Annotated in this window: 27 protein-coding genes and 1 pseudogene; 14 read left to right on the plus strand and 14 right to left on the minus strand. The window is 57.3% G+C overall.

What is annotated here, in order from left to right:
* Positions 1-38 precede the first annotated feature (38 nt).
* The 5 genes from H7995_RS21215 to H7995_RS21235 form a co-directional block, all read right to left on the minus strand.
* Positions 39-467: a nuclear transport factor 2 family protein gene (locus tag H7995_RS21215; protein ID WP_185818808.1), complete on the minus strand. Its 429-nt coding sequence runs from the start codon at positions 465-467 to the stop codon at positions 39-41.
* Positions 460-1,194, minus strand: a complete 735-nt coding sequence (locus H7995_RS21220; RefSeq protein WP_185818809.1) for an SGNH/GDSL hydrolase family protein — start codon at positions 1,192-1,194, stop codon at positions 460-462. The genes H7995_RS21215 and H7995_RS21220 overlap by 8 nt, the downstream gene beginning before the upstream one ends.
* A 192-nt stretch (positions 1,195-1,386) precedes the next feature.
* Positions 1,387-2,577 carry a cation:proton antiporter gene (locus H7995_RS21225; protein WP_182340877.1) on the minus strand — a complete coding sequence of 397 codons (1,191 nt, stop codon included), beginning with the start codon at positions 2,575-2,577 and terminating at the stop codon, positions 1,387-1,389.
* Between the two features lie 536 nt (positions 2,578-3,113).
* Positions 3,114-3,413, minus strand: coding sequence for a putative quinol monooxygenase (locus H7995_RS21230; RefSeq protein ID WP_166591998.1), 300 nt, complete (start codon positions 3,411-3,413; stop codon positions 3,114-3,116).
* Positions 3,414-3,511: 98 nt separating this feature from the next.
* The gene (locus H7995_RS21235) at positions 3,512-4,522 is read right to left on the minus strand and encodes a zinc-binding alcohol dehydrogenase family protein (RefSeq protein WP_166591974.1); all 1,011 of its coding nucleotides are present in this window, start codon (positions 4,520-4,522) and stop codon (positions 3,512-3,514) included.
* Between the two features lie 97 nt (positions 4,523-4,619).
* Here H7995_RS21235 and H7995_RS21240 point away from each other — a divergent pair, with 97 nt between their 5' ends.
* From H7995_RS21240 to yddG, 4 genes are all read left to right on the plus strand, one after another.
* Complete coding sequence (locus H7995_RS21240) at positions 4,620-5,522, plus strand: LysR family transcriptional regulator (protein WP_166591973.1); 903 nt, start codon at positions 4,620-4,622, stop codon at positions 5,520-5,522.
* Positions 5,523-5,803: 281 nt separating this feature from the next.
* Positions 5,804-6,250: an arsenic resistance N-acetyltransferase ArsN2 gene (arsN2, locus tag H7995_RS21245; RefSeq protein WP_166591972.1), complete on the plus strand. Its 447-nt coding sequence runs from the start codon at positions 5,804-5,806 to the stop codon at positions 6,248-6,250.
* Positions 6,251-6,676: 426 nt separating this feature from the next.
* The gene (locus tag H7995_RS21250; protein WP_185818810.1) at positions 6,677-7,453 is read left to right on the plus strand and encodes a helix-turn-helix domain-containing protein; all 777 of its coding nucleotides are present in this window, start codon (positions 6,677-6,679) and stop codon (positions 7,451-7,453) included.
* Positions 7,454-7,557: 104 nt separating this feature from the next.
* Positions 7,558-8,460 carry an aromatic amino acid exporter YddG gene (gene yddG / locus H7995_RS21255; protein ID WP_166591970.1) on the plus strand — a complete coding sequence of 301 codons (903 nt, stop codon included), beginning with the start codon at positions 7,558-7,560 and terminating at the stop codon, positions 8,458-8,460.
* 232 nt (positions 8,461-8,692) lie between these two features.
* Here the strand turns inward: yddG and H7995_RS21260 are convergent, their stop codons facing one another.
* Both H7995_RS21260 and H7995_RS21265 read right to left on the minus strand, forming a co-directional pair.
* Positions 8,693-9,589 (minus strand): EamA family transporter, encoded by an 897-nt coding sequence (locus H7995_RS21260; RefSeq protein ID WP_185818811.1) that lies wholly within the window; start codon positions 9,587-9,589, stop codon positions 8,693-8,695.
* Positions 9,586-10,869 (minus strand): MFS transporter, encoded by a 1,284-nt coding sequence (locus tag H7995_RS21265; protein WP_166591969.1) that lies wholly within the window; start codon positions 10,867-10,869, stop codon positions 9,586-9,588. The genes H7995_RS21260 and H7995_RS21265 overlap by 4 nt, the downstream gene beginning before the upstream one ends.
* 137 nt (positions 10,870-11,006) lie before the next feature.
* Between H7995_RS21265 and H7995_RS21270 the strand changes: the two genes are divergently transcribed.
* Positions 11,007-11,465, plus strand: a complete 459-nt coding sequence (locus tag H7995_RS21270) for a winged helix-turn-helix transcriptional regulator (protein WP_166591968.1) — start codon at positions 11,007-11,009, stop codon at positions 11,463-11,465.
* A 167-nt stretch (positions 11,466-11,632) separates the two neighbouring features.
* Here H7995_RS21270 and H7995_RS21275 read toward each other — a convergent pair whose 3' ends face one another.
* Complete coding sequence (locus tag H7995_RS21275; RefSeq protein WP_166591967.1) at positions 11,633-11,998, minus strand: VOC family protein; 366 nt, start codon at positions 11,996-11,998, stop codon at positions 11,633-11,635.
* A gap of 223 nt (positions 11,999-12,221) precedes the next feature.
* Between H7995_RS21275 and H7995_RS21280 the strand changes: the two genes are divergently transcribed.
* From H7995_RS21280 to H7995_RS21290, 3 genes are all read left to right on the plus strand, one after another.
* Complete coding sequence (locus H7995_RS21280; protein ID WP_166591966.1) at positions 12,222-12,392, plus strand: hypothetical protein; 171 nt, start codon at positions 12,222-12,224, stop codon at positions 12,390-12,392.
* Between the two features lie 383 nt (positions 12,393-12,775).
* A complete protein-coding gene (locus tag H7995_RS21285; RefSeq protein ID WP_185818812.1) occupies positions 12,776-13,327 on the plus strand; it encodes a chalcone isomerase family protein in 552 nt (183 codons plus the stop codon).
* Between the two features lie 19 nt (positions 13,328-13,346).
* A complete protein-coding gene (locus H7995_RS21290) occupies positions 13,347-13,871 on the plus strand; it encodes a DUF3833 domain-containing protein (RefSeq protein WP_166591964.1) in 525 nt (174 codons plus the stop codon).
* A 120-nt stretch (positions 13,872-13,991) separates the two neighbouring features.
* Here the strand turns inward: H7995_RS21290 and H7995_RS21295 are convergent, their stop codons facing one another.
* Entirely contained in the window at positions 13,992-14,450 is a 459-nt protein-coding gene (locus H7995_RS21295; protein WP_166591963.1) for a GNAT family N-acetyltransferase, read from the minus strand.
* A gap of 237 nt (positions 14,451-14,687) precedes the next feature.
* Between H7995_RS21295 and H7995_RS21300 the strand changes: the two genes are divergently transcribed.
* On the plus strand, positions 14,688-15,902 hold the full coding sequence (locus tag H7995_RS21300) for an aldose 1-epimerase family protein (RefSeq protein WP_182340871.1): 1,215 nt from the start codon (positions 14,688-14,690) through the stop codon (positions 15,900-15,902).
* Between the two features lie 83 nt (positions 15,903-15,985).
* Here H7995_RS21300 and H7995_RS21305 read toward each other — a convergent pair whose 3' ends face one another.
* Positions 15,986-16,873 carry a LysR substrate-binding domain-containing protein gene (locus H7995_RS21305; protein WP_166591961.1) on the minus strand — a complete coding sequence of 296 codons (888 nt, stop codon included), beginning with the start codon at positions 16,871-16,873 and terminating at the stop codon, positions 15,986-15,988.
* A 108-nt stretch (positions 16,874-16,981) separates the two neighbouring features.
* Here H7995_RS21305 and H7995_RS21310 point away from each other — a divergent pair, with 108 nt between their 5' ends.
* From H7995_RS21310 to H7995_RS21320, 3 genes are all read left to right on the plus strand, one after another.
* Positions 16,982-17,317, plus strand: a complete 336-nt coding sequence (locus H7995_RS21310) for a carboxymuconolactone decarboxylase family protein (RefSeq protein WP_166591960.1) — start codon at positions 16,982-16,984, stop codon at positions 17,315-17,317.
* A gap of 6 nt (positions 17,318-17,323) precedes the next feature.
* Positions 17,324-17,698: a tautomerase family protein gene (locus tag H7995_RS21315; protein WP_166591959.1), complete on the plus strand. Its 375-nt coding sequence runs from the start codon at positions 17,324-17,326 to the stop codon at positions 17,696-17,698.
* Between the two features lie 231 nt (positions 17,699-17,929).
* The gene (locus H7995_RS21320) at positions 17,930-19,384 is read left to right on the plus strand and encodes a TrkH family potassium uptake protein (RefSeq protein WP_166591958.1); all 1,455 of its coding nucleotides are present in this window, start codon (positions 17,930-17,932) and stop codon (positions 19,382-19,384) included.
* A gap of 62 nt (positions 19,385-19,446) precedes the next feature.
* Here H7995_RS21320 and H7995_RS21325 read toward each other — a convergent pair.
* The 3 genes and pseudogenes from H7995_RS21325 to H7995_RS21335 form a co-directional block, all read right to left on the minus strand.
* Positions 19,447-19,545: pseudogene (locus H7995_RS21325) on the minus strand (LysE family translocator); the annotation flags it as partial.
* Positions 19,526-20,107, minus strand: a complete 582-nt coding sequence (locus tag H7995_RS21330) for a DJ-1/PfpI family protein (RefSeq protein ID WP_166591957.1) — start codon at positions 20,105-20,107, stop codon at positions 19,526-19,528. The pseudogene H7995_RS21325 and the gene H7995_RS21330, both read right to left, overlap by 20 nt.
* Positions 20,108-20,329: 222 nt before the next feature.
* The gene (locus H7995_RS21335) at positions 20,330-20,914 is read right to left on the minus strand and encodes a DUF6630 family protein (RefSeq protein WP_166591956.1); all 585 of its coding nucleotides are present in this window, start codon (positions 20,912-20,914) and stop codon (positions 20,330-20,332) included.
* 237 nt (positions 20,915-21,151) lie between these two features.
* Here H7995_RS21335 and H7995_RS21340 point away from each other — a divergent pair, with 237 nt between their 5' ends.
* Positions 21,152-21,850, plus strand: coding sequence for a potassium channel family protein (locus tag H7995_RS21340; protein WP_185818813.1), 699 nt, complete (start codon positions 21,152-21,154; stop codon positions 21,848-21,850).
* A gap of 166 nt (positions 21,851-22,016) precedes the next feature.
* Here the strand turns inward: H7995_RS21340 and H7995_RS21345 are convergent, their stop codons facing one another.
* A complete protein-coding gene (locus H7995_RS21345) occupies positions 22,017-22,766 on the minus strand; it encodes a 3-oxoacyl-ACP reductase family protein (RefSeq protein ID WP_185818814.1) in 750 nt (249 codons plus the stop codon).
* Positions 22,767-22,886: 120 nt separating this feature from the next.
* Between H7995_RS21345 and H7995_RS21350 the strand changes: the two genes are divergently transcribed.
* Positions 22,887-23,807, plus strand: coding sequence for a LysR family transcriptional regulator (locus tag H7995_RS21350; protein ID WP_166591953.1), 921 nt, complete (start codon positions 22,887-22,889; stop codon positions 23,805-23,807).
* Positions 23,808-24,089: the final 282 nt, after the last annotated feature.

A 24,089-nucleotide genomic window follows, 5' to 3' on the forward strand; every position in this document is an offset into this window, starting at 1 on the left:
GGTGTCTTGCGCTTAAATCCAGGCTGGCGCCTGGGCCATCAGGCCTTGCTCGCCGCCAGGTATGCAGCCAGGCGCCGGCCCATCTCATCCCCCAGGGCCTGCAAGGCACTCATCGGCCGCACCATCACGTCGAACTCGACAATTTTCCCCTCCGCGTTGAAGCGGATCATGTCGATGCCTTTGAGTTGCTTGTCGCCGACCCGGGCACTGAACTCCAGCACCACATTCAGCCCGTCGGCACTCGCCAGTTCGCGGTGGTAGGTAAAGTCCTCGAACACCTGGAACACCGTGTTGAGGATCATCGCCACCACCGGCGCGCCGGGGTAGGGCGTGTGGGCCATGGGCGAGCGGAACACCGCCTCGGGGGCCAGCAACTCGGGCAGTGCGCGCAAGTCACCCTGGTCGAGCATGGCGTGCCACTGGGCCAGGGCGGTGGCGACGTTGGGGGACAGGTTGAGTTCAGACATGTTCGACTCCTGGGTTTTTATCCGTGTGCCGCTGCCCGGTAATGGCCCGGGCGGCGTGCTCTGCCCAGAGACTGTAGATCACAGGCCCAGGATGGAAACCATCGGCGGCCATCATGCCGGCCTCCGGGGCCAGGCTCAGGGTCAGGAGGCTACAGGATGGCTGGGCAGCGATCAGGGTGGCCAGGTGTTGGTTGAAGCGCCTGGCCCGGTTGCCCAGGTACCAGCGCAACGGCTGGGGCAGTGCGGGGAACAGGTGCATCGGCGGCAGTGGAGAAATGACCAACTGTTGCACTGCGAACTTGTCCTTCAAGACCCCCAGCAGGCGCTGTTGCCGTATCAGCCATTGATCGGCGCCAAGGCTGCTGGTGACATCGTTGACACCGATGCCCAGCACCGCCACATCAAAGGGCTGCGCGTCCTGGCTGTCGAGCAGTTCCAGCAGGCCCTGGGAATCCAGCCCGGTCTGCGCCCAGAGCTGCCAGCTCACCTGAAAGCCCTCAGCCAGCCGAGCGACCAGTTGCCCGCTCAAGGCCTCATCCTGGGTCGCGGCACCCACCCCGGCAATGGCCGAATCCCCGACAATCAGCAAGCGCAGGCGCGCGCCGTTGCCCGCCAGGCCCTGGCGTGCACCGCTGGCTTCCGGCAACCGCGGGGTGACCCGCCGGGTGTACAGGCCCTGCAGCAGGAGCAGGGGACCTAGCAGCAGTTTGCTCAAACGTTCAGACATGCTCGAGGCTCAGGTCCGACGCGCCATTACTGGCGGTGGGCAATACATGCAATGTTGGATCGCTGCCAATGGGATCACCGTATGTCACGCAAGGGGGTAAAAGCTTATAGCTGACTTTCAAACCCGCTTCCATGAGCAGCGTTGACGCCGAAGCCCAGGGCATCCTCAACGCGGTGGTGTTTCTGACAACGATCAATGATTACGATTGGCTAGCCGCGCGACCCATGGATTGGCAGTCAGGCCGTGCAGCAGCACACTGAGTAAAACGGTACAGACCGCCGTCGCCACCAAGGTGCGACTTTCCTGTAGAGGGGAGGCCAATATCATGACGGCGAAGACAATGCTGGCCAGGCCTCGTGGGCCGAACCAACCGATGAAGAGGCGGGTTTCGAAATCGAAGCGTGTTCCCACCAGGCTGATCAGCACGGGCAGGATGCGAATCACGGTCAAGCTGAGCACCGAGTAAAGCCAGATGTTCAGGGTGAGACTGCTCCAGGCCCAAGGGATCACCAGTGCGCCAAATACGACCCAAGTGATGACCGATAGCAGGCTGGCGAACTCTTCGCTGGCCTTGAGCATCTGGTGCTTTTGCTCGGTAAACAGAAAGCTGGCGAGCAACCCACCGACGAACGCGGCGATAAACCCGCTGCCACCCAGTGTCTGCGCGGTGGCAAAGCACAGAATGGCGAGCCCGGGCAGGGTCAACTGTGACCACATGGGCGTTTGCCATTGGTGTTTTGCGGAGTAGCGCTGCAACCGCCAGGCGATGAGCGTCAGGCTGACACCGATCAATGCACCGATGCCCAGCTCCTCGATGACTAACTCGAACGCCAGTGAGAGGGGGGACTGTGTCTGTTGTTCAACCAGCAATGCCAAAAACACAAGCAACACGGGGACGCAGATTCCGTCATTCAACCCGCTCTCAACGTTTAGCCCTTCACGCACGGACGCGGGAACCTGGGGGTTGCTCACCACCGCCTTGCCGAGCGCCGCATCGGTGGGCGCCAGAAGGGTCGCCAGTATTGCTATTTCCAACGGTGGAACCTGTGGGAACAGCCATATGCCGACGAGCCAACCCGCTGCGATGGTCAGGGGCAGCCCCACCATCAGCAAGCGCAACGGAAGTCCTTCATTGGCCCGCAGGACCTTCAGGTCGGCGTTGGCCGCATCGCTGAACAGAACAATCGCCAGTGTCAGCTCCGCCAGGAACTTGAGGCCATACCTGTCAATCTGGAGTTGCATAATGCCCAGAACGGCCGGGCCGAGAATCAGACCGGCCAGCATGAACATTAGCGGGCCATTGAGCAGACTGGACTCCAAGCGCCCCGCAAAGATGCTGTAGGTCAGGAGGAAGGCGGCAAGCAGCGCTAAGTTCTGATACATCGATGACCCGCCTGTTCAGGATGGGCAGCTGGAGCACGCAGCCTCTAGGTCAATAACCTGCCGGCACGGGCTTCAGGCATGGAACACGACGTCTTCTAAAGAGGGGTGTGCTAAGCATAGGTGGTGCAACTTTGGATGCGCACCTCATTCAGCTGTTGACCGCAAGAACAGACGAACGGAAAAGCCCGCCGGCCTGCAGCGGCGTGGATTGATATCGGTAGATAACCTGGGATTTTGTTTTGGACCAGGATTGCTTGCTGGGGAGGGGAGACCGACTTTGATCGATTCTGTTGAAAAGGTCGGTCTGGTTTGCGTATCAGAAAAGTAGGTGTTGGAGATTGACGTTTTTATGGTTTGGAGAGGCTTCCGGAGTCGGATTTCAGGTGGGGGCGTGTAAAGCAGGCGTTCCGACTGTTTTTAATAGAATCGGCCGTTTTCTGCTTGTCGCGAGAGGTAGAAAACGGCCAGGAGCAGACATTCGATGTGTCTGAGAAATCAGGAGCGATTCACAAGACGGCATGTGAAACGAGGCTGTCTCAGTTCGAGACCTGCTCAAGGAAGATCAGTTGCAAAGGCTCCTTGAGCAAACTATCGGCGGTTGCCGCAAATTGCTTGAAGTACGGCGTTGCAAAATGCACATCGAGGGCCGCCTGGTCCTTGAACGCTTCGCGCATGTAGAAAGTGCCGGGTTCATCGCGCAGCTCAAACAGCACATAGTCAAGATTACCGGGCTCGGTGCGCGTTGGTTCAACCAACGCCAACAAGCCTTGCTTGAGCGCCTGCTGTTTGCCTGGCTTGGCCTTGAGTACGGCGATGGATATCAATGATTTTTGCATAGCGGTAGTTCCGTCAGAAGAAAGGGTTGGGTGTTGGCTGCCGCATCCGCCGATCAACAACACCAGTAACGATAAGCCCATCGATCTGATTAAGGTGTTCATGCAAAGCCCTCTAGAACAATCTTGCCCCGCGCTTTGTTGCTTTCGACCAGCGCGTGGGCGCGGCGCATATTGGCGGCATTTATGACCCCAAAATGCTCACCCAGTGTGGTCTGCAAAATGCCTTGGTCGATCAGTTGGGCAATGCGATTGAGCAGGTGATGCTGGTTGATCATGTCCGGGGTTTCGAACAGTGAGCGGGTGAACATCAGTTCCCAATGCAGGGATAAAGACTTGAGCTTGAGTGGCATCACATCCAGGCTGCTTGGATCATCAATCACCCCCAGGCGACCCTGAGGGCGCAACACTTCGATCAACTGCGCCAGGTGCTCCTCGGTGTGCGTCAGGCTGGCCACATAACTGACCTCGCCAATCCCCAGAACCTGCAATTGGGCCAGCATCGGCTGGCGATGGTCGATCACATGGTCGGCGCCCATGCGCTTGACCCAGTCAGCGGTTTCCGGGCGCGAAGCGGTACCAATCACGGTCATGCCGGTCAGCTCGTGAGCCAGTTGTACCAGCATCGACCCCACACCGCCGGCAGCACCGACTACCAGCAATACATCGCCATCGCTGCCGCCTTCGCTGACGCCTAGACGATCAAACAACAATTCCCAGGCTGTAATCGATGTCAGCGGTAAGGCAGCAGCGTGGGCAGCGCTCAATGACTGCGGCCGGTGCCCGACAATGCGCTCATCCACTACCTGCAGTTCACTGTAACTGCCTGCCCGGGTCAGCGAGCCGGCGTAGTAGACCTTGTCGCCAGGCTTGAACAAACTGACGTCGGCGCCCACTTCCCGCACGGTGCCGGCCGCGTCCCAGCCGAGTATTTTCGGTTCTTTGGCGAAGCTACCGGAACGGACTTTGGTGTCCACCGGGTTGACCGCAACCGCTTCCACTTCCACCAGTAAATCCCTAGGGCCTGGCATAGGTGCGGCGATGTTCACGTCTTGGAGGGAGCGCGGGTCGTTGATAGGTAGACCGTGCTCGGTAAAGGCAATGGCTTTCATGACAACTCATTGATGATGGGGTTGCGTGCATCTTTACCTTTCCCACTACAAAGAAAAATCAACACAATGCAGTAACACTTTCACTGCTGGAGGGAAAATGATTCGTATCGATGATCTTGGGCTGTTCCTGCGCAGCGCCGCCCTGGGCAGCTTTACCGCAGCGGCGGTCGAAGTTGATTTGCTGCCGGGGCAGGTTTCAGCCGCTATTAAGCGGCTGGAGCGGGAGTTGGGGGTGCGCCTATTTACCCGTACTACGCGCAGCCTGCGCCTCAGCGCTGAAGGCGAGCAATACTTGCCCACAGCTCGGTCAGTGCTCGAGCACCTGGAGCAAGGACGGGCGAACCTGCGCGGTGACAATGCACCACTGCGCGGTACCCTGCAGATCGCCGCCCCGTCTGATCTGGGACGCAATATCTTACTGCCGTGGCTCACGGATTTTCGGCACCTGCATCCTGAGTTGAACCTACGCTTTCTGCTCTCCGATCAAGTGAGCAACCTGTTTCGCGACCCGGTGGACGTGGCCATCCGCTATGGCCTGAACGAAGACGCTAACTACATTGCCCTGCCCCTAGTTCCATTGAACCGCCGGGTACTGGTGGCGTCGCCGGACTATCTGGCACGCCGTACCGCGCCACGAACGCCAGAAGACCTATTGCGTCACACGTGCCTGCCCTACCTACAAAGCGGCCGACTGCATGACCGCTGGCAATTGGGCACGCAAACGGTGCAAGTCGCCGGCCCGTTGTTTAGCGATGATGCCGATGTGGTGCGCCGCTGGGCACTGGAAGGTGAAGGTATCGCCTACAAGTCCTGGCTGGATGTCAGCGTCGATGTGCAAGCGGGAAGGCTCGTGGTGCTGCTGACTGATTTTCCCGGTGACGTGTACCCTCTGAGTTTCGCCTGCCCCCACCGTGGGCAAGTATCGCGGGCCGTAGCCGAGCTTCATCAGTGGTTGAGGAAACGGTTCATCGCCATTCCTCCTTTTGTCAGGGAGGATTAGAAAATCCGTCGTTTGATGATCCTTTTGAATCTTCAAGCCGAAACACGTCTTGATATGCAGCAAATTGCCGCTATCAGTTCTTACTGATATAGGATTTTTCAGCCCTCAATCGCCTCTAATTCTCAGACACACCTGATGTCTTCTTCTGGCCGATTTCTGCCTGTCGCGACCGGCTGAAAACGACCCAAAGCGGACGAATTCAGGTGCCGTCGTCGATTGATCGGTGATAAGGATTGAGCCTGCTAGCATTGAGTATCAGAGAGCCTATAAGAGCACTGAAAATGCAGATGATTGAAGTAGAAGCGAGCGGTTTGAATCAGCTCCGCGCGTCCCTGAGTCAAGCTGGATTGCCCTACGATGATGTGAGCGATCCCGGGCGACAGTTTTACCGATTCGACGTGGATGGGGAAATGGTTGCTTACGGAGGGTTGGAGGGTACTGGTCCCGATCTACTATTGCGATCTATGGTCGTTTGCGAGGAGCATCGTGGAGCAGGACTGGGCTCGGCGGTGTTGTCGGAACTGGAACAATACGCGGTCTCCCGAGGCGCAGACCGACTGCATTTGTTGACCCAAAGTGCTGTTGATTTTTTCACGGCCAACGGGTACGAACGGCTTGATAGGGATAAGGCACCTGTCGCAATTTCCCAGACAGCTCAGTTCAAGCATTTGTGCCCTTCGTCAGCAAGCTACCTGCGGAAAACGTTAAGCAGATCCCCTCTGCGCTGAGTGAGTCATCGCAGCGCTACTGGGTCATTATTAGCGAACGCCCGCTTTTGGCCGATTCTGTTGAAAAAGTCGGTACTTCCAGACTGCCCACGTACTGACTGCTCAACATGCCTTTTTTGCGCGTCGCTATGCGAAATCTGAGCCGCGAATCCTCTGCTCAACGTGAAGATTTCAATCTCAAACGCATACTTCTCTACCGTGGAAACCATGGCCGACTTTTTCAACAGAATCGGCCAAGAGCGGTCGTTTGGGGAGGCTAATGAATGTCCCCTTTTTCGTCCCCTTTTCCAGTCAATCAAGCAGGAATAACGACCGGGCAGTCATTGGAAAACGATGACCCGTCGCATCTCTCCTGAGCGCTCGCGGGAGTGGCACCGGGCTCTCTGACTCAGGCATGATGTGAAACTGAGCCAACGGAGATGCGCTATGGGCAGTCACGACAACCCAGCGGTTTCACTGGCCCTTCGTTCGTATTCGGGCCAAGTCGAACTGCACGATCATGACTTTCATCAGCTCGTGCTGCCGCAGTCCGGCTCCATGGACATCGAAGTCGACGGTCGGGGCGGCAAGGTCGACTGGAGTCAGGGCGTGGTAATTCCTGCCGGTGCTCGCCATGCGTTTCTGGCGCAAAAGACCAATACCTTTTTGGTGCTCGACGTGCCGGCGACGACCTTCGGCGGGCCCAAGTATGTCGACCTGTCGACCAGACTCCTGGCCGGCAAACGCTTTTTCCCGGTACGCCCGGAAATCCGCCATTTACTCGATTACGCCAGCCGCAGCGCGCCCCTGCTGACCAGTTCACCTCAGGTGGCGGAGTCCTGGAGTACTTTGCTGCTGTCTTCGCTGACGCTACCGCCCGGAATCATCCCTGAGCATGGTCAGTTCACCCTGGCACGGGCTCTCGCTTACATCGAAAGCCATCTGGACAGCCGGCTCAGCGCCATGGAGATTGCACGGGTGGCAGGTACCAGCGAGCGGCGACTCTACGTACTGTTCGCTCGGCATTTGAAGAGCACGCCTTTTGCGCATATCGCCACCTTGCGCCTCAACCGTGCTATCGACTTGCTGTGCGAAACCGCGCTGTCGATCACCGAGATCGCCCACCGCGTCGGTTATGCCGATCAAAGCGCACTCACCCACGCCCTGAAAAAGAACCGCGACCTGACCCCGGCCGCGGTGCGCCGAAGTTCGCGGGTAAGTTGAGTCCGGCAGGCCTGAACAAATCTTCAGCAGTGCTCATCAATACCCGCCCGGCCGGACCTTTCTATCATTGCCCCACTGACAAGGATAAATCAGACGGGGCGTAGATGACCGAAGCGACGCACACTGCCAAAACACAGGTGTCTGTCAGAGCCGCAGCCTCGGCCACCGCCATCGGCGTGATCGCGGTGTTCCTGTGGTCATGCCTGGCGTTGCTGACCAGCCTCACCGAAGGCATTCCGCCCTTCCAACTGCTGACCCTGAGTTTTGCCGTTGCGTTTGTGGCGAGCCTGTGCATCCTTGGCCGCAACGGCATGGCGGGGTTTCGCAGCTGGCGTCAGCCCTGGTCGGTATGGGCGGTCGGTTTTCTCGGGATATTCGCCTACCACGCGCTGTATTTTTTCGCCCTCAAGGCTGCCCCGGCTACCGAGGCGAGTCTGATTGCCTACCTGTGGCCATTGTTGATTGTGCTGCTCTCGGCCTTCAGCGCGGGGGAACGGCTGCGCAAACGCCAATTGCTCGGCGCGCTGCTGGGGTTGGCCGGTACGGCGTTCATCATGCAACAGCGCGCCTCGGGTGAAGCCGCCGCCATGCCGGTAGCCGGTTACCTGGCCGCCTTCGCCTGCGCGCTGGTCTGGTCGTCCTATTCGGTGATCAACCGCCGCTTCAGCGACGTGCCAAGCAGCATCATTGGTGGCATCTGTGGCCTCGTCGCAGTGGCCGGCCTGGTCTGCCATCTGGCGTTTGAAACCGCGGTCATTCCAAGCACCGGGCAATGGGCGGCCATCGTCGGCCTTGGCCTGGGGCCGGTGGGCCTGGCGTTTTTCGCCTGGGACCACGCCACCAAGCACGGCAGCCTGGCGATGCTCGGCGCTCTCTCCTATCTGGCCCCCCTGATCTCGACCCTGCTGCTGGTGGCCATAGGGCAAAGCCATGCCAGCCCGATCCTGATTATTCCCGCACTGCTGATTATCGTCGGCGCCGTTATCGCCACTGAGTCAAAAAGTTGAAGCATTGAACCGTCCCGGCTTATCTAGACACTTGATGACCGCCTCTGGCCGTTTTCTGCCCGTCACGAGAGGCAGAAAACGACCCCTAACTGACATTGAAAGCAAGCGCAAAGTGGCCGATTGCTGCCTGTCGCGAAGGGCACCTGGCGCCCCTTTAGCCAGTCATCTATATCGACTGAATCCATGGTGGGTTTCAGCAGTGTTCAGAAGATCTCCAGCTCATGCTGTTACATCACGATGGGCATCGGTCAGAACGCTTGAGCACCGCACTGATGACGCGTTGTCCGTATAAGCCGACGCCAAGACCCGACACAATTAGAACCACTGCAACGATTTTGTTGGCTGACAGGCTCTCACTGAAAATCATGACTGAACCAAGCAGTCCGAATACCGGCACCAATAACGACAATGGCGCGACTGTAGACACTGGATATCGTTTCAGAAGTGAATTCCACACCCAGTAGCCGAACAGTGTATTGGGGTAGACCTGGAACAGGATCGACAGGACGGCGCGGTAGTCGAGTTGATTCACCAGTGCGCTGTAACCCGTCGATCCGTTAACAGCGTAATCCAGCGCGAAAAGAGGGATGGGTGAAAACGCACTGGACCACACCAGGAAAGCGAAGACCTGGGTGGTCTTCGCTTTTTTGTTGATCACGTTGGCTGCACTCCAGGCGACCGCTCCCATCAGCACCAATACCAGCCCGGCCGTCGTTACTGTCCCATCAACAATTGAGATGATGCTCAACAAACCACAGGAGGCGATACCCATACCCGCAAGTTGGTAGCGGGAAATCGCTTCCTTGAATATCCATGAGCCCAGCAGGATGGTGAAAAATGCGCTGAACTGAAGCACAAGCGAAGCGATCCCTGCGGAAAGACCAGACTTAATACCAAGGTTAACGACGCCCCAAAGTCCGATACCGAAGACCAGACCGTAACCAATGAGGTAGCGCCACTGCACATCGGGTTTCGGAATGAAAAAGATCGCTGGAAGTGCGCAAAGCGTGAAGCGAATGCCAGCAAGAATCAGCGGGTCAACACTGGTGAGGCCCAGTTTGATAACCGAGAAATTCAAGCCCCATATGGCAGTAATCGAGATTGCGAGCAGTAGGTGCCTGGCTCTCATGCTGATCTTCCTTGATGGGTTGTTGAAAAATGAAACGTGAAAAACCACAGCACCAGGGCAGTAGCGCTGATCAAGGCGCCCAGCAGGCTTACTGCAATCCAGCCCCAAAGCGCATAAACCTGGGTCGCCGCTGCGGCTCCCAGTGCGCTGCCGACCGAGTAGAAGCACATGTAGGCGCCGACCATGCGACTTTGGGCGTCGGGTCGTGCAGCAAAAATGAGGCTCTGGTTGGTGACGTGCACTGCTTGCACCGCGAAGTCGAGCAAGACTACGCCGCAGACCAGTGCGATGAGGGACGTCTCGGCAAACGTGATGGGCAACCAGGACAGTGTCAGGAGCCCCAGCGAAATACCGGTCACTCGCTGCCCCAGGCCTTGATCGGCCCAGCGACCGGCTTTACTGGCAGCAAGGGCGCCGGCGACGCCGGCCAATCCAAACAGGCCGATGGCCGTGTGTGAAAGCGACAGCGGCGGTGCGCTCAGTGGCAGCACCATGGATGTCCACAGCACGGAAAACGCGGCAAAGATCAGTAAAGCCAGAAGGCCCCTGGTGCGTAAGGTGCGTTCGGTGATGAATAGTTTGAAGAGTGAACTGATGAGCGCCAGGTAGGAATCTTTGTGCCTTGGCGCCGCCGCGACAGGAACCACTTTCCACAGCACCGTCGCGATGGTCAGCATCAATCCTGAGGACACGAAGTAAACGGCGCGCCAGCCCGCGATGTCCGCAATCAGGCCAGAGGTAAACCGAGCCAGAAGAATGCCCAGGACAATTCCACTGGTTATTGTCCCGACTGATTGCCCGCGTTGTGAGGGTGTTGCCAGCGCGGCCGCGTATGCCACCAATACCTGAACGACCACTGCCAACAAGCCCATCATGATCATGGCGCCCAACAGGGCCAGCCACTGCTGTGCCGCACCGACCGCCGCGAGCGCCGCCGCCGACAGCAGTACCTGCGTCAGAATCAGCCGCTTGCGGTTTATCAAATCGCCCAGCGGGACTATGAACAGCAACCCCAACGCGTAACCAACCTGAGTGGCCGTCACCACAACGCCGATCATTGATGAGGCCACACCCAGGCTGAGTGCCATTGAGTCGAGTAACGGTTGCGCGAAGTAAACGTTGGCTACGGTCAGTGCGCAGGTGATAGATAACAATAACGTCAGCGCCGGAGAAAGCCCTGGAGAGCGGTCGCAGCTGCTGCTCTCAGCGGTATCTGAATGCAGCAATTGCGAAGGATGTCTGGAGAACCGCTTGGTGACTGAGTCGGCATCTGCTGTCATGTGCACCTCCATGGTGCTAATCTGGTTTTAATTAGAAACTAGATTTCATTGTTGCCGCATCAGGTTTTAAATTGCAACCACATTGCGCCAGACTGGTGGACAGACTTGGCCACCCCACACCGCACAAGGTCAAAAAGATGGAAGAATATGCCTCACCACACAGCAGCGAATGCCCGGTAGCAAGGACGCTGGAGGCCATTGGGGATCGTTGGTCGCTCATGATCATCCGCGACGCTTTTGACGACATTCGCCGGTTCAGCGAATTCCAAAAGAGCTTGGGCGTGGCCAAGAATATTCTGGCATCGCGACTGAAGACGCTGGTTGAGGTCGGCGTTTTCGACATTCGACCGGCGTCAGATGGCAGTGCCTACAAGGAGTACGTTCTTACGGAAAAAGGAAGGGAGATCTTTCCAGTTGTGATAAGTCTCAGGCAGTGGGGCGAACGTTTCCTGTTCAAGCCGCAGGAGACGCGTTCCGTGCTGATAGACAACGAGTCCGGCCAGCCTCTGATGCCGATTGATGTTCGCTCATCAAACGGTCAAAAACTTGGACCGTCTGACTGCCACAGAGTGAGACTTGTTGGCGGCGAGTCGTGAATCGACAGCAGACTTGCCTCCAACCAGAACGACGCCGGGATAATTAGAGCCAGTGTGCTGGGCGTAGTTGACATGAGCATGTCCGCTTTTGGCCGTTTTCTGCCCGTCGCGAGAGGCAGAAAACGTCATCAGCAGACTCACAACTCCAGATGGAGCAGTGACTAGTTTTAGGGTGCGGCAAACGCTCGACTAGAAATGGAAATCGAATTGCCGTCGGGGTCTTTGGCATTAGCGAAGGTATAGCCGTCGGCCTTGTGTGTGGCTCCAAACTTCAGTCCTTGCGTCAGGCATTTTTCCTTAAAGCCATCGACATCCTCGATGTCAAAGACAAGTTTGACGGTGACTTGGCCTGTCTTGACGCTTTTTGCCGCTAGGTGAACCATTAGAATCGCACCGCCGTTCGCAGACCTCAATTCGACGACCCGGTCATCAGCATCACGCTCGCTGACAAAGCCGAAATGGCGCTGATAAAAATCGCAAGTCTCCTGAACATTTCTGACGTACAGCATTATCCGATTGAGTGATGGTTGCATGGTTCTTCCCTGAAAATTGTTGATAGACGGCAGGCGCTGAGAGCCGGGCTCATTTTCAACACTGTGTGTGCCGTTGTCGATAGACCGCTATTGGCCGGTTGCTGCCTGTAACGACCCATCGCAATCGACCCATTACAGATTCTGTATTGAGCGTATGGCAGCGCTATACCGCAATTTTGCTCGCTGGCAAGTTTCATGAGTGAACGCCCGCGGGAGTGAAAATGTGCTGAACGACAGAATATTGGGTTTGAACCAGCACATCGAAAAAGCCAGCGCTGCTATGCGCGACCCACTCGTGGTGCCTGATACCGATCACTGCAAATCTCAACAAATCGCCGCCGGGGCTTTGTTTTCCAAGCGCAGCGCGGGCATTCACCGTCAAAGGAAGGCGTGAGTGGTCATCGCCTTTTTGTTGTACCTATCGGATGCGTTTGTATATGTTTTGTGCAGATAAGGCCTAAAAAGCCCGCTGATAATCGCCATTTCCAGCCCCTATTGCTGACGCCAGATCACCAGGCGACGCTACCGGCTCATTAACGCGTGCCGAAGCCAGCCCCTGGCCCCCCTCGCGGATGGAGTATTTTCGTCAAAACCTTCCTCGCACTAACCTCTTTTTTCGGCGTAGATCGTCTTCAAATCCATCGTAATTAAGTCATTTCGCCGGGATCGCTGCCGTCCGTTTTGGTGGGGGCAGTCGAGTTTGAGATATTTCCTGTACAAAATAAGCATTTGGTATAACTTTTAAAGGTGCCGATTGCGTCATATCGAGGGCTTTGCATGACCAGGCAGACGGGCCGCTTTATCCGCCACGCTATCTGTTTTGTTCTGATGCTCCAGAGCGCAGAACTGTTTGCTGATTGGCGCGAGGCTATTCCCAATGCTCGCCGGCTGGGTTCCGGGGAGTTGCGCGTGTTCGGGTTTTCCATTTACAGCGCGCAGTTCTGGAGCTCACGCCTGATTGCCGGTGAAACCCTGGGGGCGGATGTGCCTTTTGCGCTGGAGCTGACCTACCGGCGCGCTATCAGTCGCGATGATCTGGTTCAGGCCAGCCTCAAGGAAATCCGTCGCTTGTCGCCCAACGGCCTGGATGCCGAGCTGATGGCCCGCTGGGAGTCGGAGATGTTCCAGGCGCTTGTCGATGTGCGTGCCGGTGACCGCATCACCGGCGTTTATATGCCGGGGGAGGGCGCGCGCTTTTACGTCGGAGAGCACCTTCGGCATGTGGTGAGCGATGTTGCGTTCGCCAAAGCCTTTTTTTCGATATGGCTTGACCCCCGAACACGCAACCCGGAGCTGCGCGCCCAATTGCTGGGTGCAGCTAAACCCTGAGACCGCTGAGGAAATGCACATGTTGAAGATAGGGATACTGCTGCTGTGTCTTGGCCTTGCAAGTTGCAGCCCGGTGGATGTGCAAAGCTACAGCCAGGAGACGCCCACGCTTGAGCTGCGAGAATTCTTCGAGGGTCGGGTTGAAGCCTGGGGTATGTTTCAAAAGCGCTCTGGCCTGGTTGCCAAGCGCTTCCATGTGGAGATCATTGGCCACTCCGAAGGCAGCAAGCTGATACTCGACGAATCGTTTACGTACAGCGACGGTACCCGGCAAAAACGAGTGTGGACGTTGACCCCGGTTGGCTCCAGTCAATGGCGCGGAACCGCTGGCGACGTGGTGGGCGAGGCGCTGGGTGAGGTGGCAGGCAATACACTGCGCTGGAAATACGTGCTGAGCCTACCGGTGGACGGCGAGGTGTATCAGGTTCAGTTGGACGACTGGATGTACCTGATGGACAAGAACACGATGATCAATCGTTCGTTCATGACTAAGTTTGGGGTGGAGGTCGGCCAGATCACCTTGTTCTTCCGCAAGCAACCCTGATTCAAGAACGGGCTGCGCCACGCTGGGTTTTTGGCTGGCGCACCCACGGCTCGTACTCATGATCCAACAGAGACTGCCAGGTGGGTGGCGTCAGCCCAGGAATGTCGAAGTCGGCGTTGGCTACAAACTCCGTGACATGAGGCAGTGCTCTTTGCCCCAAACCTCAAAGCGCTCCAACACCGTCCAGCCGAGCTTTGTGTAGTAATGACTCTGGCTGTGGGTGTGCAAGTACAAGGTCGTGAATCCAGCATCTTTTGCATGGCTGCAGATGCCTTCGATCAACTGCGTTGCGAGACCTCTGCGCCTGGCTTCAGGGGCGGTGAAAACACACGCAAGCCATGGGCCTAGATCGGGTCGGTCAGAGAGGTCGCTACTGGCAAGCGTGGCGCCGCCCAGCAACTGGTCTTGTTCTGTTGCGATCAGACACTTCCAACTGCCATCACGCTGTCCTTCAGCGAATTCCTGTTGCCAACTCGAAAGAGATTGTTGCGCAAACTCGTAACTGAATTCCCGATAAATCCATTCGGCCATCAGGCCGCATTTATCCATTTGATTATCGAGCCAATCCACTCGCAGCATCTGAAACACTCCTTATGTTTTCGTCCCACCGGTGGGGTTTGAATAAGCCTACAGCCGTCGGCAGGCGGTACAGACTATGTGAATGTCAGCAGGATCGCCTAGCCCTTCGACCACCGAGATGGGAGTGGGGCGGCGATCATGAATCGATTCATTGCCGGCGCTGTGCCGCTTTTTAAGCTTGCTGAAACGTTTCATCGAGTTTATAAAAATGGCACAACTCCAAGAAAGGCTGCTGCCATGACCCCGCTCAAACTCGTTGTTGCCCTCAGCGTACTGTCCGCTGCCTCCCAGGCCATGGCCTGGGATTACGTTCTGCTCGACACCGACAAAGCCGCCCAGAGCTGGCAGATCACCAGCCAGCAACTGGGCATAAAAACCGACACCCCCTTCAGCGTTACCCTGCGCACCTTGCACGGCGGTCGGCAGGAGGGTGTCAGCATCGTCGACATCGATAACGGCACGATGAAACTCTCGGTAGTGCCGACACGCGGCATGAACGTCTTGCAGGCCTCGGTCGGCGATGTGCGCATGGGCTGGGATTCGCCGGTCAAGGAAGTGGTCAATCCGTCCTTCATCGAGCTCAATGGCCGCGGAGGTCTGGGCTGGCTGGAAGGTTTCAATGAGCTGGTCACCCGCTGCGGGTACGAATGGGTCGGCCATCCCGGCGTCGACAACGGCGAACTGCTGACCCTGCACGGTCGGGCCGCCAACATTCCTGCGAACAAAGTCACCCTGCACATCGATGAAAAACCGCCGTACGCCATCACCCTGCGCGGCGAACTGAAAGAGCAGGCGTTCAAGAAGGTCGACTTCTCAGTCGCGACCGAACTGGTCACCGAGCCCGGCAGCGTAGTGTTCGCCCTCAACGACACCCTGACCAACAACGGCGACTATCCGAAGGAATACCAGGCGCTGTATCACAGTAACTTCAGTACGCCGTTCCTGGAGCAGGGCGCTCGTTTCGCCGCGCCGGTGAAACAGGTGTCGCCGTTCAACGACAAGGCCAAGGGCGATCTGCCCGAGTGGCAAACCTACCGCGCACCGACCAAGGACTACGACGAAACGGTTTACAACGTGGTGCCGTATGCCGATGCCAAGGGCGATACGTTGACCGTGTTGCATAACAAGGCCGGCAGCCTGGGCGTTTCGGTCGGCTTCAATACTCAGACACTGCCGGTGTTTTCCCTGTGGAAAAACACCGATACCCAAGGCCAGGGCTATGTCACGGGGCTGGAGCCGGGAACAAGTTTTTCCTACAACCGGCGTTATCAGCGGCCCCTGAACCTGGTCCCCACCATTGGGCCCAAGGAGCACAAGCAGTTCCGCATCAGCTACAGCTTGTTGGCGGACAAGGCGGCCGTGGATAAGGCCTTGAAGCGGGTGAGCGAGATTCAGGGTGGGCGGGAGACCGAGGTGCGGCAGACGCCGTTGGTTGATCTGACCAAGGGCTGACACCGGCTAGGGCCTTGTCGGCCGTGGATCGGTGTCTCGCCTGTTGTGCGTGTCGCTCGAACTGAACCCTTGGGTACCGTCGATTACTTGGCCATCGTGAAACGAAACGCCTGTTCTTGCAGGCTCGTTTTGATCAATGCGGCCAATTGGCGGGCGGCCGGCGTGGGGTCATCGCCATTGCTGTGGAGCACATAACCAAGGCTTGGCACGGGGGGTAAGCCGGCAACCACAGTGAGATGGCTCGGCAGGCCGATGCGGGTGCGCAGCGTCAGGCCCAACCCGGCGGTGACGGCCGCCCAGATGCCGCCAACGCTAGGGCTGGTGAGGGCGATCCGCCAGGGTATTTGCGCGGCATCCAGCGCCTGGGTGGCGGCGCTGCGCATGACGCACGGCGCGTCGAACATGATCAAGGGCAGCGGTGATGCTTCAAGGGCCCCCAGCAATGGCGTATCGCGGGCCCCGATCCAGTGCATCGGTGTCTCGCCCAGACGCGTGGCATAGGGCGACTGGTGCCCGGTGTCCCAGGTCAGGGCCAGGTCAAGATCGGCGCTTTGGATCAGCGCCAGCAATTCAGCGTTACGGGCGATCCGGACCTCCAGTTTCACTCTCGGGTACGTCTGGACGAAGCGCCGCAGGATTTCGCTCAGGAAGTGTTCCCCAAAGTCCTCTTGAAGCCCGAAGCAGAGGCTTCCGGCAGTCTCTCTTTCACGCAGGGTCTGGAAGATGCCGTCGTTCAGCTCCAGCAGCCGACGGGCATGGCTGAGCAGGGCTTCTCCCGTGGGGGTCAAGACCAGTCCGCGACCGGATTTAGCCAGTACCGGCGTGCCGATCTGCTCCTCGAGTTTCTTCAATTGAGCGCTGACGGCAGACGTCGACCGACCGAGGCGATCCGCCGCTTTGGCAAAACTGTTGAACTCCACGCCTGTGACGAAGGTGCGCAGTACGTCGAGGTCGAAGGTTGGGCGGCGCATGAAATGGTCCACTAATTCGGGATGATGGGTGCCATTAAATCTGATATTCGGCATTGTCGCGACTTGATAGTTTGCCCCCGTCAATTGGGACATTCGGGGGAAAACATCATGAGTGCATCGAGGGTCACGGGGCGGGAACAGCAGAGCAGCTACCCGCAGAAGTTTGCCGAACTGACCGACAACGTATTGTTTGGCGACATGTGGACACGCCCGCAATTGGGGCCTCGTGAGCGCAGTCTGGCGACGGTGGCCGCGCTGGTGGCGCTGTACCGGCTCGAGCAATTGCCGTTCCATTTGCAACGTGCGCTGGATAACGGGTTGAGTGCCGACGAACTGGCCGAAGTCATCACCCACCTGGCGTTTTATTCCGGTTGGCCGACGGCGGCTTCGGCGCTGAATGTGCTCAGTGAACTTCAGGCTTGCCTTGCAGAACACCAGGAGTAACCGCTGATGCCCTTTGCACGAATTTCACTGCACCGCGGGAAGTCGCTCGAGTATTTACAGGCGTTGTCCGAGGGGTTGCACGATGCCTTGGTCGAGAGCTTCGAAGTGCCGAAGGCAGACCGTTTCCAGGTCATACACCAGCATGAGGTCGGCGAGCTGATATTTGATCCGCACTACTTGGGCGGGCCGCGCAGCCATGACTTTGTGCTCATCGCGATCACCGCAGGCCGTCCTCGAAGTGTCGAGACCAAGCAGGGTTTTTACCGCGACCTGGTCGAGAAGTTGGGGCGTTCGACGGGCCTGAACGCGGAGGACGTCATGGTGGTCATCACCACGACGGCCGGCGATGAGTGGTCGTTTGGGGGAGGGCGGGGTAACTAGCGGGTGCAATCACGGGGTCGGCGTGTAGTTACCTGTCCACCCCACGACGAACTTTTTTGGCTAATGCAGATCGGCGATCGTTGGACCACGTTCGATGGTGAACACGGGCTCATTGAAAATCCTCTGGCGTATGCAGTCCGGGGGATTGCCGGTAGAAATTTTACGTAAAATTTACGGGGGCTTGAGTATCGGTATCTAATACTGCGCGGTGATCATTTGGAACGCTCTGTTATGTCCCTCGCTGCAATTCGACTTATCGGCTTCATCCTAGGCATTTTTCTGATCACGCTGGCCATAAGCATGGCTATTCCCATGATCACACTGGTGGCCTATGAGCGTAGCGACGATCTGTCGGCCTTTCTCTGGTCGAGTTTGATTACCTTTATCTGTGGCCTCCTGTTGATCGTGCGAGGACGCCCGGATACCGGCCAGCTGCGTCCCAGGGATATGTACCTGCTGACGACTGGCAGTTGGGTGGTTGTGTGCACCTTCGCAGCGTTGCCAATGGTGTTCATCAGCGATATCAGCTACACCGACGCGTTTTTTGAAACCATGTCCGGCATCACCACCACAGGCTCGACTGTAATCACCGGTCTGGATACCGCATCTCCCGGTTTGTTGATATGGCGCTCCATGCTGCATTGGTTGGGAGGTATCGGTTTTATCGGCATGGCTGTGGCGATCCTTCCGCTGTTGCGAGTAGGCGGCATGCGCCTGTTCCAGACGGAGTCCTCAGACTGGTCGGAGAAAGTGACGCCACGTTCCCATGTGGCGGCCAAGTACATCCTTTTGCTCTATCTGGGGCTTACCGGCATCGGCGCTCTGGCACTCTGGCTCGCTGGAATGACGCCATTTGAAGCGGTCAACCACGCAATGTCGTTGATCTCTACGGGGGGGTTCTCAACGTCGGACGCCTCACTTGGGCATTGGACACAACCCGCGATTCACTGGGTGGCGGTGGCCATCATGATTCTGGGCAGCCTGCCTTTCACCTTGTATGTCGCGACATTGCGGGGCAATCGGCGTGCGCTGATCAAGGATCACCAGGTACGCGGATTTATTGGGTTCTTGCTCGTCACATCGCTGGCGGTGGGTACCTGGCTGTGTTTTCACAGCGATTACGGATGGTGGGATGCGTTTCGTATCGTGGCAGTCAATGTGACCTCGGTCGTCACGACCACCGGAGTTGCAGTGGGTGACTACACCTTGTGGGGCAGCTTCGCTGTCTTGCTGTTTTTCTATCTGACCTTTGTCGGTGGATGTTCCGGCTCCACTGCAGGCGGTCTTAAGATCTTCCGTTTTCAGGTGGCTGCCGCACTGCTGGTCAGTAGTTTGAAGCAGTTGATCCATCCTCGAGCCGTGATTCAGAAGAAATACAACGGTCATCCCATTGATGAGGAGATCGTGCGCTCGCTTTTGACCTTCTCGTTTTTTTTCACCATCACGATTGCCGCCATCGCCTTGGGCCTGGCTCTCATTGGACTGGATTGGACAACCGCATTGAGCGGCGCCGCTACTGCGGTGTGTAACGTCGGGCCGGGGCTTGGCACGATCATTGGGCCGGCCGGTAATTTTTCAACATTACCGGATGCTGCCAAATGGCTACTGACCGTTGGAATGCTGCTAGGGCGACTGGAAATTCTGACTGTGTTGGTGCTAATCACTCCCGTTTTCTGGCGATATTGACCTACATTTTCGGGCTCTTTGTCTAAGAGGTGCATGGGTGGTGGTCAAATGACTTGCCGCAGGAAAGCCAGCAACCGCCCGACGCCGATCAGGCACGACGCGCGGTAGCCATAGCGGGTGGCGTTGCTGACCGACAACAGATTACTCGGCCCCGGTGCCATGCTCCGCCGCCAACATCGACCTGAACTGCGCAAGGGTCTCTGAAGGCAGCCCGGCCGCCTCGAACACTGCGCAGGTGAAGCTGACGGGGGCCGGGCCGGGCGCGGTAATGATGCGGTCTGCAACGACCGCGAGCGGACTGCTTCGATAGAACGAGTGCCCGGCATAACCTTGGGCATTGTCCTGCAGGAACTCAGGGGTGTTCGAGGTGTGCGGCACGGTGTCCAGAAGCCCGGCCCTGGCAAGTGCCAGCGTTCCCCCACAGATGCCGGCAATGGTCGCGCCACGTGAACGACTGGCTTGAAGAAAGTCTGAAATATCCGGTGCATGGGCACCTTCCCAGACCGTTCCGCCAATGATCACCACCACATCCGATTGCCAGTCCAGGCAGTGCTGCAGATTGCTGTCGACGGTGACAGGCAATCCACCCTGCGAGTGGAACTGCCCCGCCGCCGGGGCGAAAAACCTGACGTCGATCCCGTAGAACGGCGACCCAGTTCCCGCGATGAATGCATATTCCCAGTCTGCGAAACCGGGTGTCAGTACCAAACTTACGCGTGCCATCAGTCAGTATCCTCCATGAAAGCCGACAATCTAGGGCGATAGCAAACAGGCATCAAGCGCGGCGATGGGTTGAAGGCGGACCGTCACCTGAGAGCGCACCGGGCATCCTCAGGGTTGCTGGGCCTGAGCGGGGGGAGCCTGCTCGGGAGGTCGCGTTCGGCACCTCAAGGCCGTTGAAGGTGCCGAATCAAGGCTGGCGATTGTTTGCGCCAGTCGCCATCGCTAGAAGCTCTCGAGGCTGGCTTTGATTCCAGCGCGTTGCGCCAACTCAATGACTTCTCCCAGCTTCTGGGTGTCAACAATCACACCTTCGTAATTGTCACCCGTGCAGTCCAGGTGGAGATAACGTTTATCGAACCGCGCCAGCCACTGATCAAAGTGTTGGAGAACCTCTGGCATCGATGACGCCTCTTGCCTCGCGTAAACGTAGGGTTCTTTCACGCCGCTGGCACTGACCAAATAGGGCGCTTGATACTCGAACACGTCATAACCCTTCCACTCCACGCTGAGGAGAACGAGGTGTTCAAGTTTTTGTCCCTTTGGGTCATTCAGAAATCCTTCCGAGAGGGCACCGGGTGCGTCATCTCCCATCGCGTATCTGCGCATAACGCGCCGGACCAGTCTGCCCCCTTCCTTTTCCGGAATGAGCGCTACCAGCGCTTGGGCAAAAGCCTCGAGTGCTTTTTTCTCGGTGGGATCGCTTCGCTCGGGTCGCAGTTCTTTCATGATTGCTGAAGCGCTGAGGTTGGTTTCCTCAGGTGGCGGGAGGGTAAAGCGTCCACCAAACAACCGATCTAAAATGCCCATGTCCGTCCTTGTCGTTCTTTGAGGAAAACCCGCTGGTCGCGCTCTGCCGTCCATTCTCGCCATTGAGCTTGGTGCTTGAGCGTGAAGTTCTTCGAACTGGCGTTTTCGACCCTATGGCTACCTGCCAGGTTCAATTCTTTTATAGGTAGTCGCGACTCCCAACTATTCTCAAGCCAATCAGGATTCACCCGTGCAACGTCAGGTGTCGAGGATGACTTCGGCATTAGGGAAACCGCTATGACAGATCCGCAAGATAAAGCCGAATCCGAGGCGGATTTAGCTCAGATGGTGATCGGGCTGGGGCCTTGCACTTATTTATTGCTGCTCTTGCTGGGGCTGATCCTGCTGTTTCCCTTTCTTGAGGAGGGGCTGCTTGCTCGCCTGTTGCTCGGCATTCTGTTTTCGGCCGTGCTGCTGGTGGGCGCATTCGCCACCCGGCAGACCCGGTTGGGGTTCATCCTCAAAGTGTGCCTGGCGTTGTTCGGGATCGGCCTTCAATGGGCGGCCTTGTGGACTGAGAGTGTCGCGACTCTTCAACTGGCCGGGATAACCTATGCCACGTCTCTCGCCATTTCGCTCAGCGGCGTGCTTCGCTACCTCCTCAAGCGCGGCCACATTACAGCCGACAAGCTGCACGGTGCGCTGGCGGGCTACATCATGCTGGCCTTCGCCTGGTCCTTCATGTATGCCCTGGTGGAGATTTCCGCCGCGGGTTCATTCGGCCCTGGGAACTTCGATTTCAGAGACCCCGGTACTTTCTTCAAGCTGATCTATTTCAGCTTCACGACGCTTACGACCACCGGTTATGGCGATGTTATCCCCTTGACCAACCACGCCCGCTCACTGGTGATGGTGGAAGAGTTTTCAGGCGTCTTTTACGTGGGGGTGGTTATCGCGCGGCTTGCCGGTATTTATCCGGTGCGTCAGGCCCAGTGACGTTCGATTTGCCTGGGTCATCTATGGGCATTGCCGCCCGGATCGCTGATAAGGAGGCTGCTTCTGGTTGAAAGCGCCTGCCTGTTGAGAGGCTCAGCATGACGGCAAAGCTGTCCCGCCCCTGCATACATCGCTGCAAGGTCGGTCACTGAAATGGTTTTAAGCGTTAAGCCGAAAATCCACCGTCAATGCTCAGGCTGGCGCCAGTGATGTACGCAGCTTCAGGGCCTGCGAGGTAGGCGACGAAGCTGGCAATTTCACTATCCTTTCCGTAGCGACCGAGTGCCATTAGCTTTTTAAGTTGCGCAGCAGTTTCGCTACTGGCCGGATTCATATCAGTTTCTACTGGGCCTGGCTGAACATTATTGACCGTGATCGAGCGCGGGCCTAAGTCGCGAGCCAAACCTTTGGTGAAGCCGACAAGCGAAGCTTTACTCATCGCATAAACAGCACCACCAGCGATGGGGGTTCGGTCGGCGTTAATGCTTCCTATATTGATAATGCGTCCACCGGCTCGCATGTGACGGGTTGCTTCTTGGCTAGCGATGATGACACTGCGGACGTTGATGGCCAGTGTGAGGTCGATCTGCGCGAGTGTGAGTTCTTCCAAAGGGCCCCATGGAAGAATGCCTGCATTGTTGACCAGGATGTCCAGCCCGCCGAAATGTTCCGTTGCCTGACGGATAGCCTGCTGCAGTAATTCTGGATTCGCGCTGTCGGCTTGGATAGCGATGGCGTTCCCGCCAGCACCTACGATCTCACTGACTATTTTTTCCGCCGCGACCGTTGACGATTGATAGGTAAACGCGACAGCAGCGCCTTCACTGGCCAGGCGTTTCACGATCGCTGCGCCAATGCCTCGGGAGCCGCCTTGTACGAAGGCAATCTTGTCTTGAAGATTCTTTACTGGGTTCATGTCTGCTCAGTCCTTACCTTTGAAGTTCATTTCGTATCGTTGGATAAGGCTAAGCGATTCACAGACGTTGATTAAGTCCCTAGAATTCCAATCTCTAAGTCCTGCGTGGAATCAATGGTGATGGTCAAGAACCAATTTTTTGAGATTCGAAATTTCGTTTCTGTCGCGCAGGCGGGTAGCTTCACCGTAGCCGCGCAGGCGTTAGGAATGACCGGTTCAGCGCTGAGTAAAAGCATCCTGCGCCTTGAGGCTCGCCTGGGAACAAAGCTGTTGCACAGGACTACCAGGCGGGTGAGTTTGACTAACGATGGTGACTCTTACCTCACGGACTGCCAAAACGCGATGGCGATCCTGGATGAAGCCGAAAGTCGACTGGGTAGCGAGCAGCGGGTACCGGCAGGCAGAGTTCGGATTGATCTGCCCTCGGCATTTGGTCGTAGATATATCCTGCCTTCTTTGCTGGAGCTGTCGAAAGAACATCAACAGCTTGACCTATCAATTACGTTCAGTGATCGAACTGTTGATTTGATGGGGGACGGTATAGACCTGGCTGTGCGTGTGGGACACCTTGATGACAACGTAGATCTGGTTGCACGTCGCCTGGGTGAGCAACGAAGGGTTATCTGTGGCTCTCCCGCCTACTTTGCTCAAAGAGGTTTCCCGCTTATCAAGGAAGATCTCCAGCAGCATTCGTGTGTTACCGGGTGGCCAATGACATTGCGGCATAGCTGGCTGCTCAAGAGCCACGAGGGTGTGACTGAGCCCTATGAGATTCCAGTACGGCATGAAATCGGAGACTGCGAAGCAATCCTTTCAGCCGCTCTGGCGGGCTGCGGGCTTGCCCAAGTGCCCACATGGTTAGTGGAAGAGCACCTTCAATCAGGCGCCTTGGTATCCGTACTTGATGAGCTTGCGGGAGACGATGTACCCATGCACGCCATCTGGATCAAGACGCCTTATATCCAGCCAAAACTGCGTGCAGTGATTGATCGATTGATCCATTTATCCAGTGCTCCTGACAGCAAATTTATTGCCGGATAGGACTCGTGGAGACTACGTGATCTTCAAGCTCTGTAAGGAGCCCTGCTGGCCAATGCAGAGATTTTGCTGAAGGCCAGGCAGGGGACAGGCCCAGGGCTACTTTTTCACCAGCATCGGCCGGGGGGCGGACATTGACGCAGATCTCCAGGCTGGGCAAAGAGGCGCCCTGCCAAGCACGGTGGCTCAGTCGTTCATGTCCTCGGCGTAATGGCACGCCACCTGCCGATTGTCGAGCACACGCAAGGCCGGCTCTTCGCTGCTGCAACGCTCGGTGGCGCAAGG

This window comes from Pseudomonas kielensis (assembly GCF_014236655.1).
Classification (GTDB): domain Bacteria; phylum Pseudomonadota; class Gammaproteobacteria; order Pseudomonadales; family Pseudomonadaceae; genus Aquipseudomonas; species Aquipseudomonas kielensis.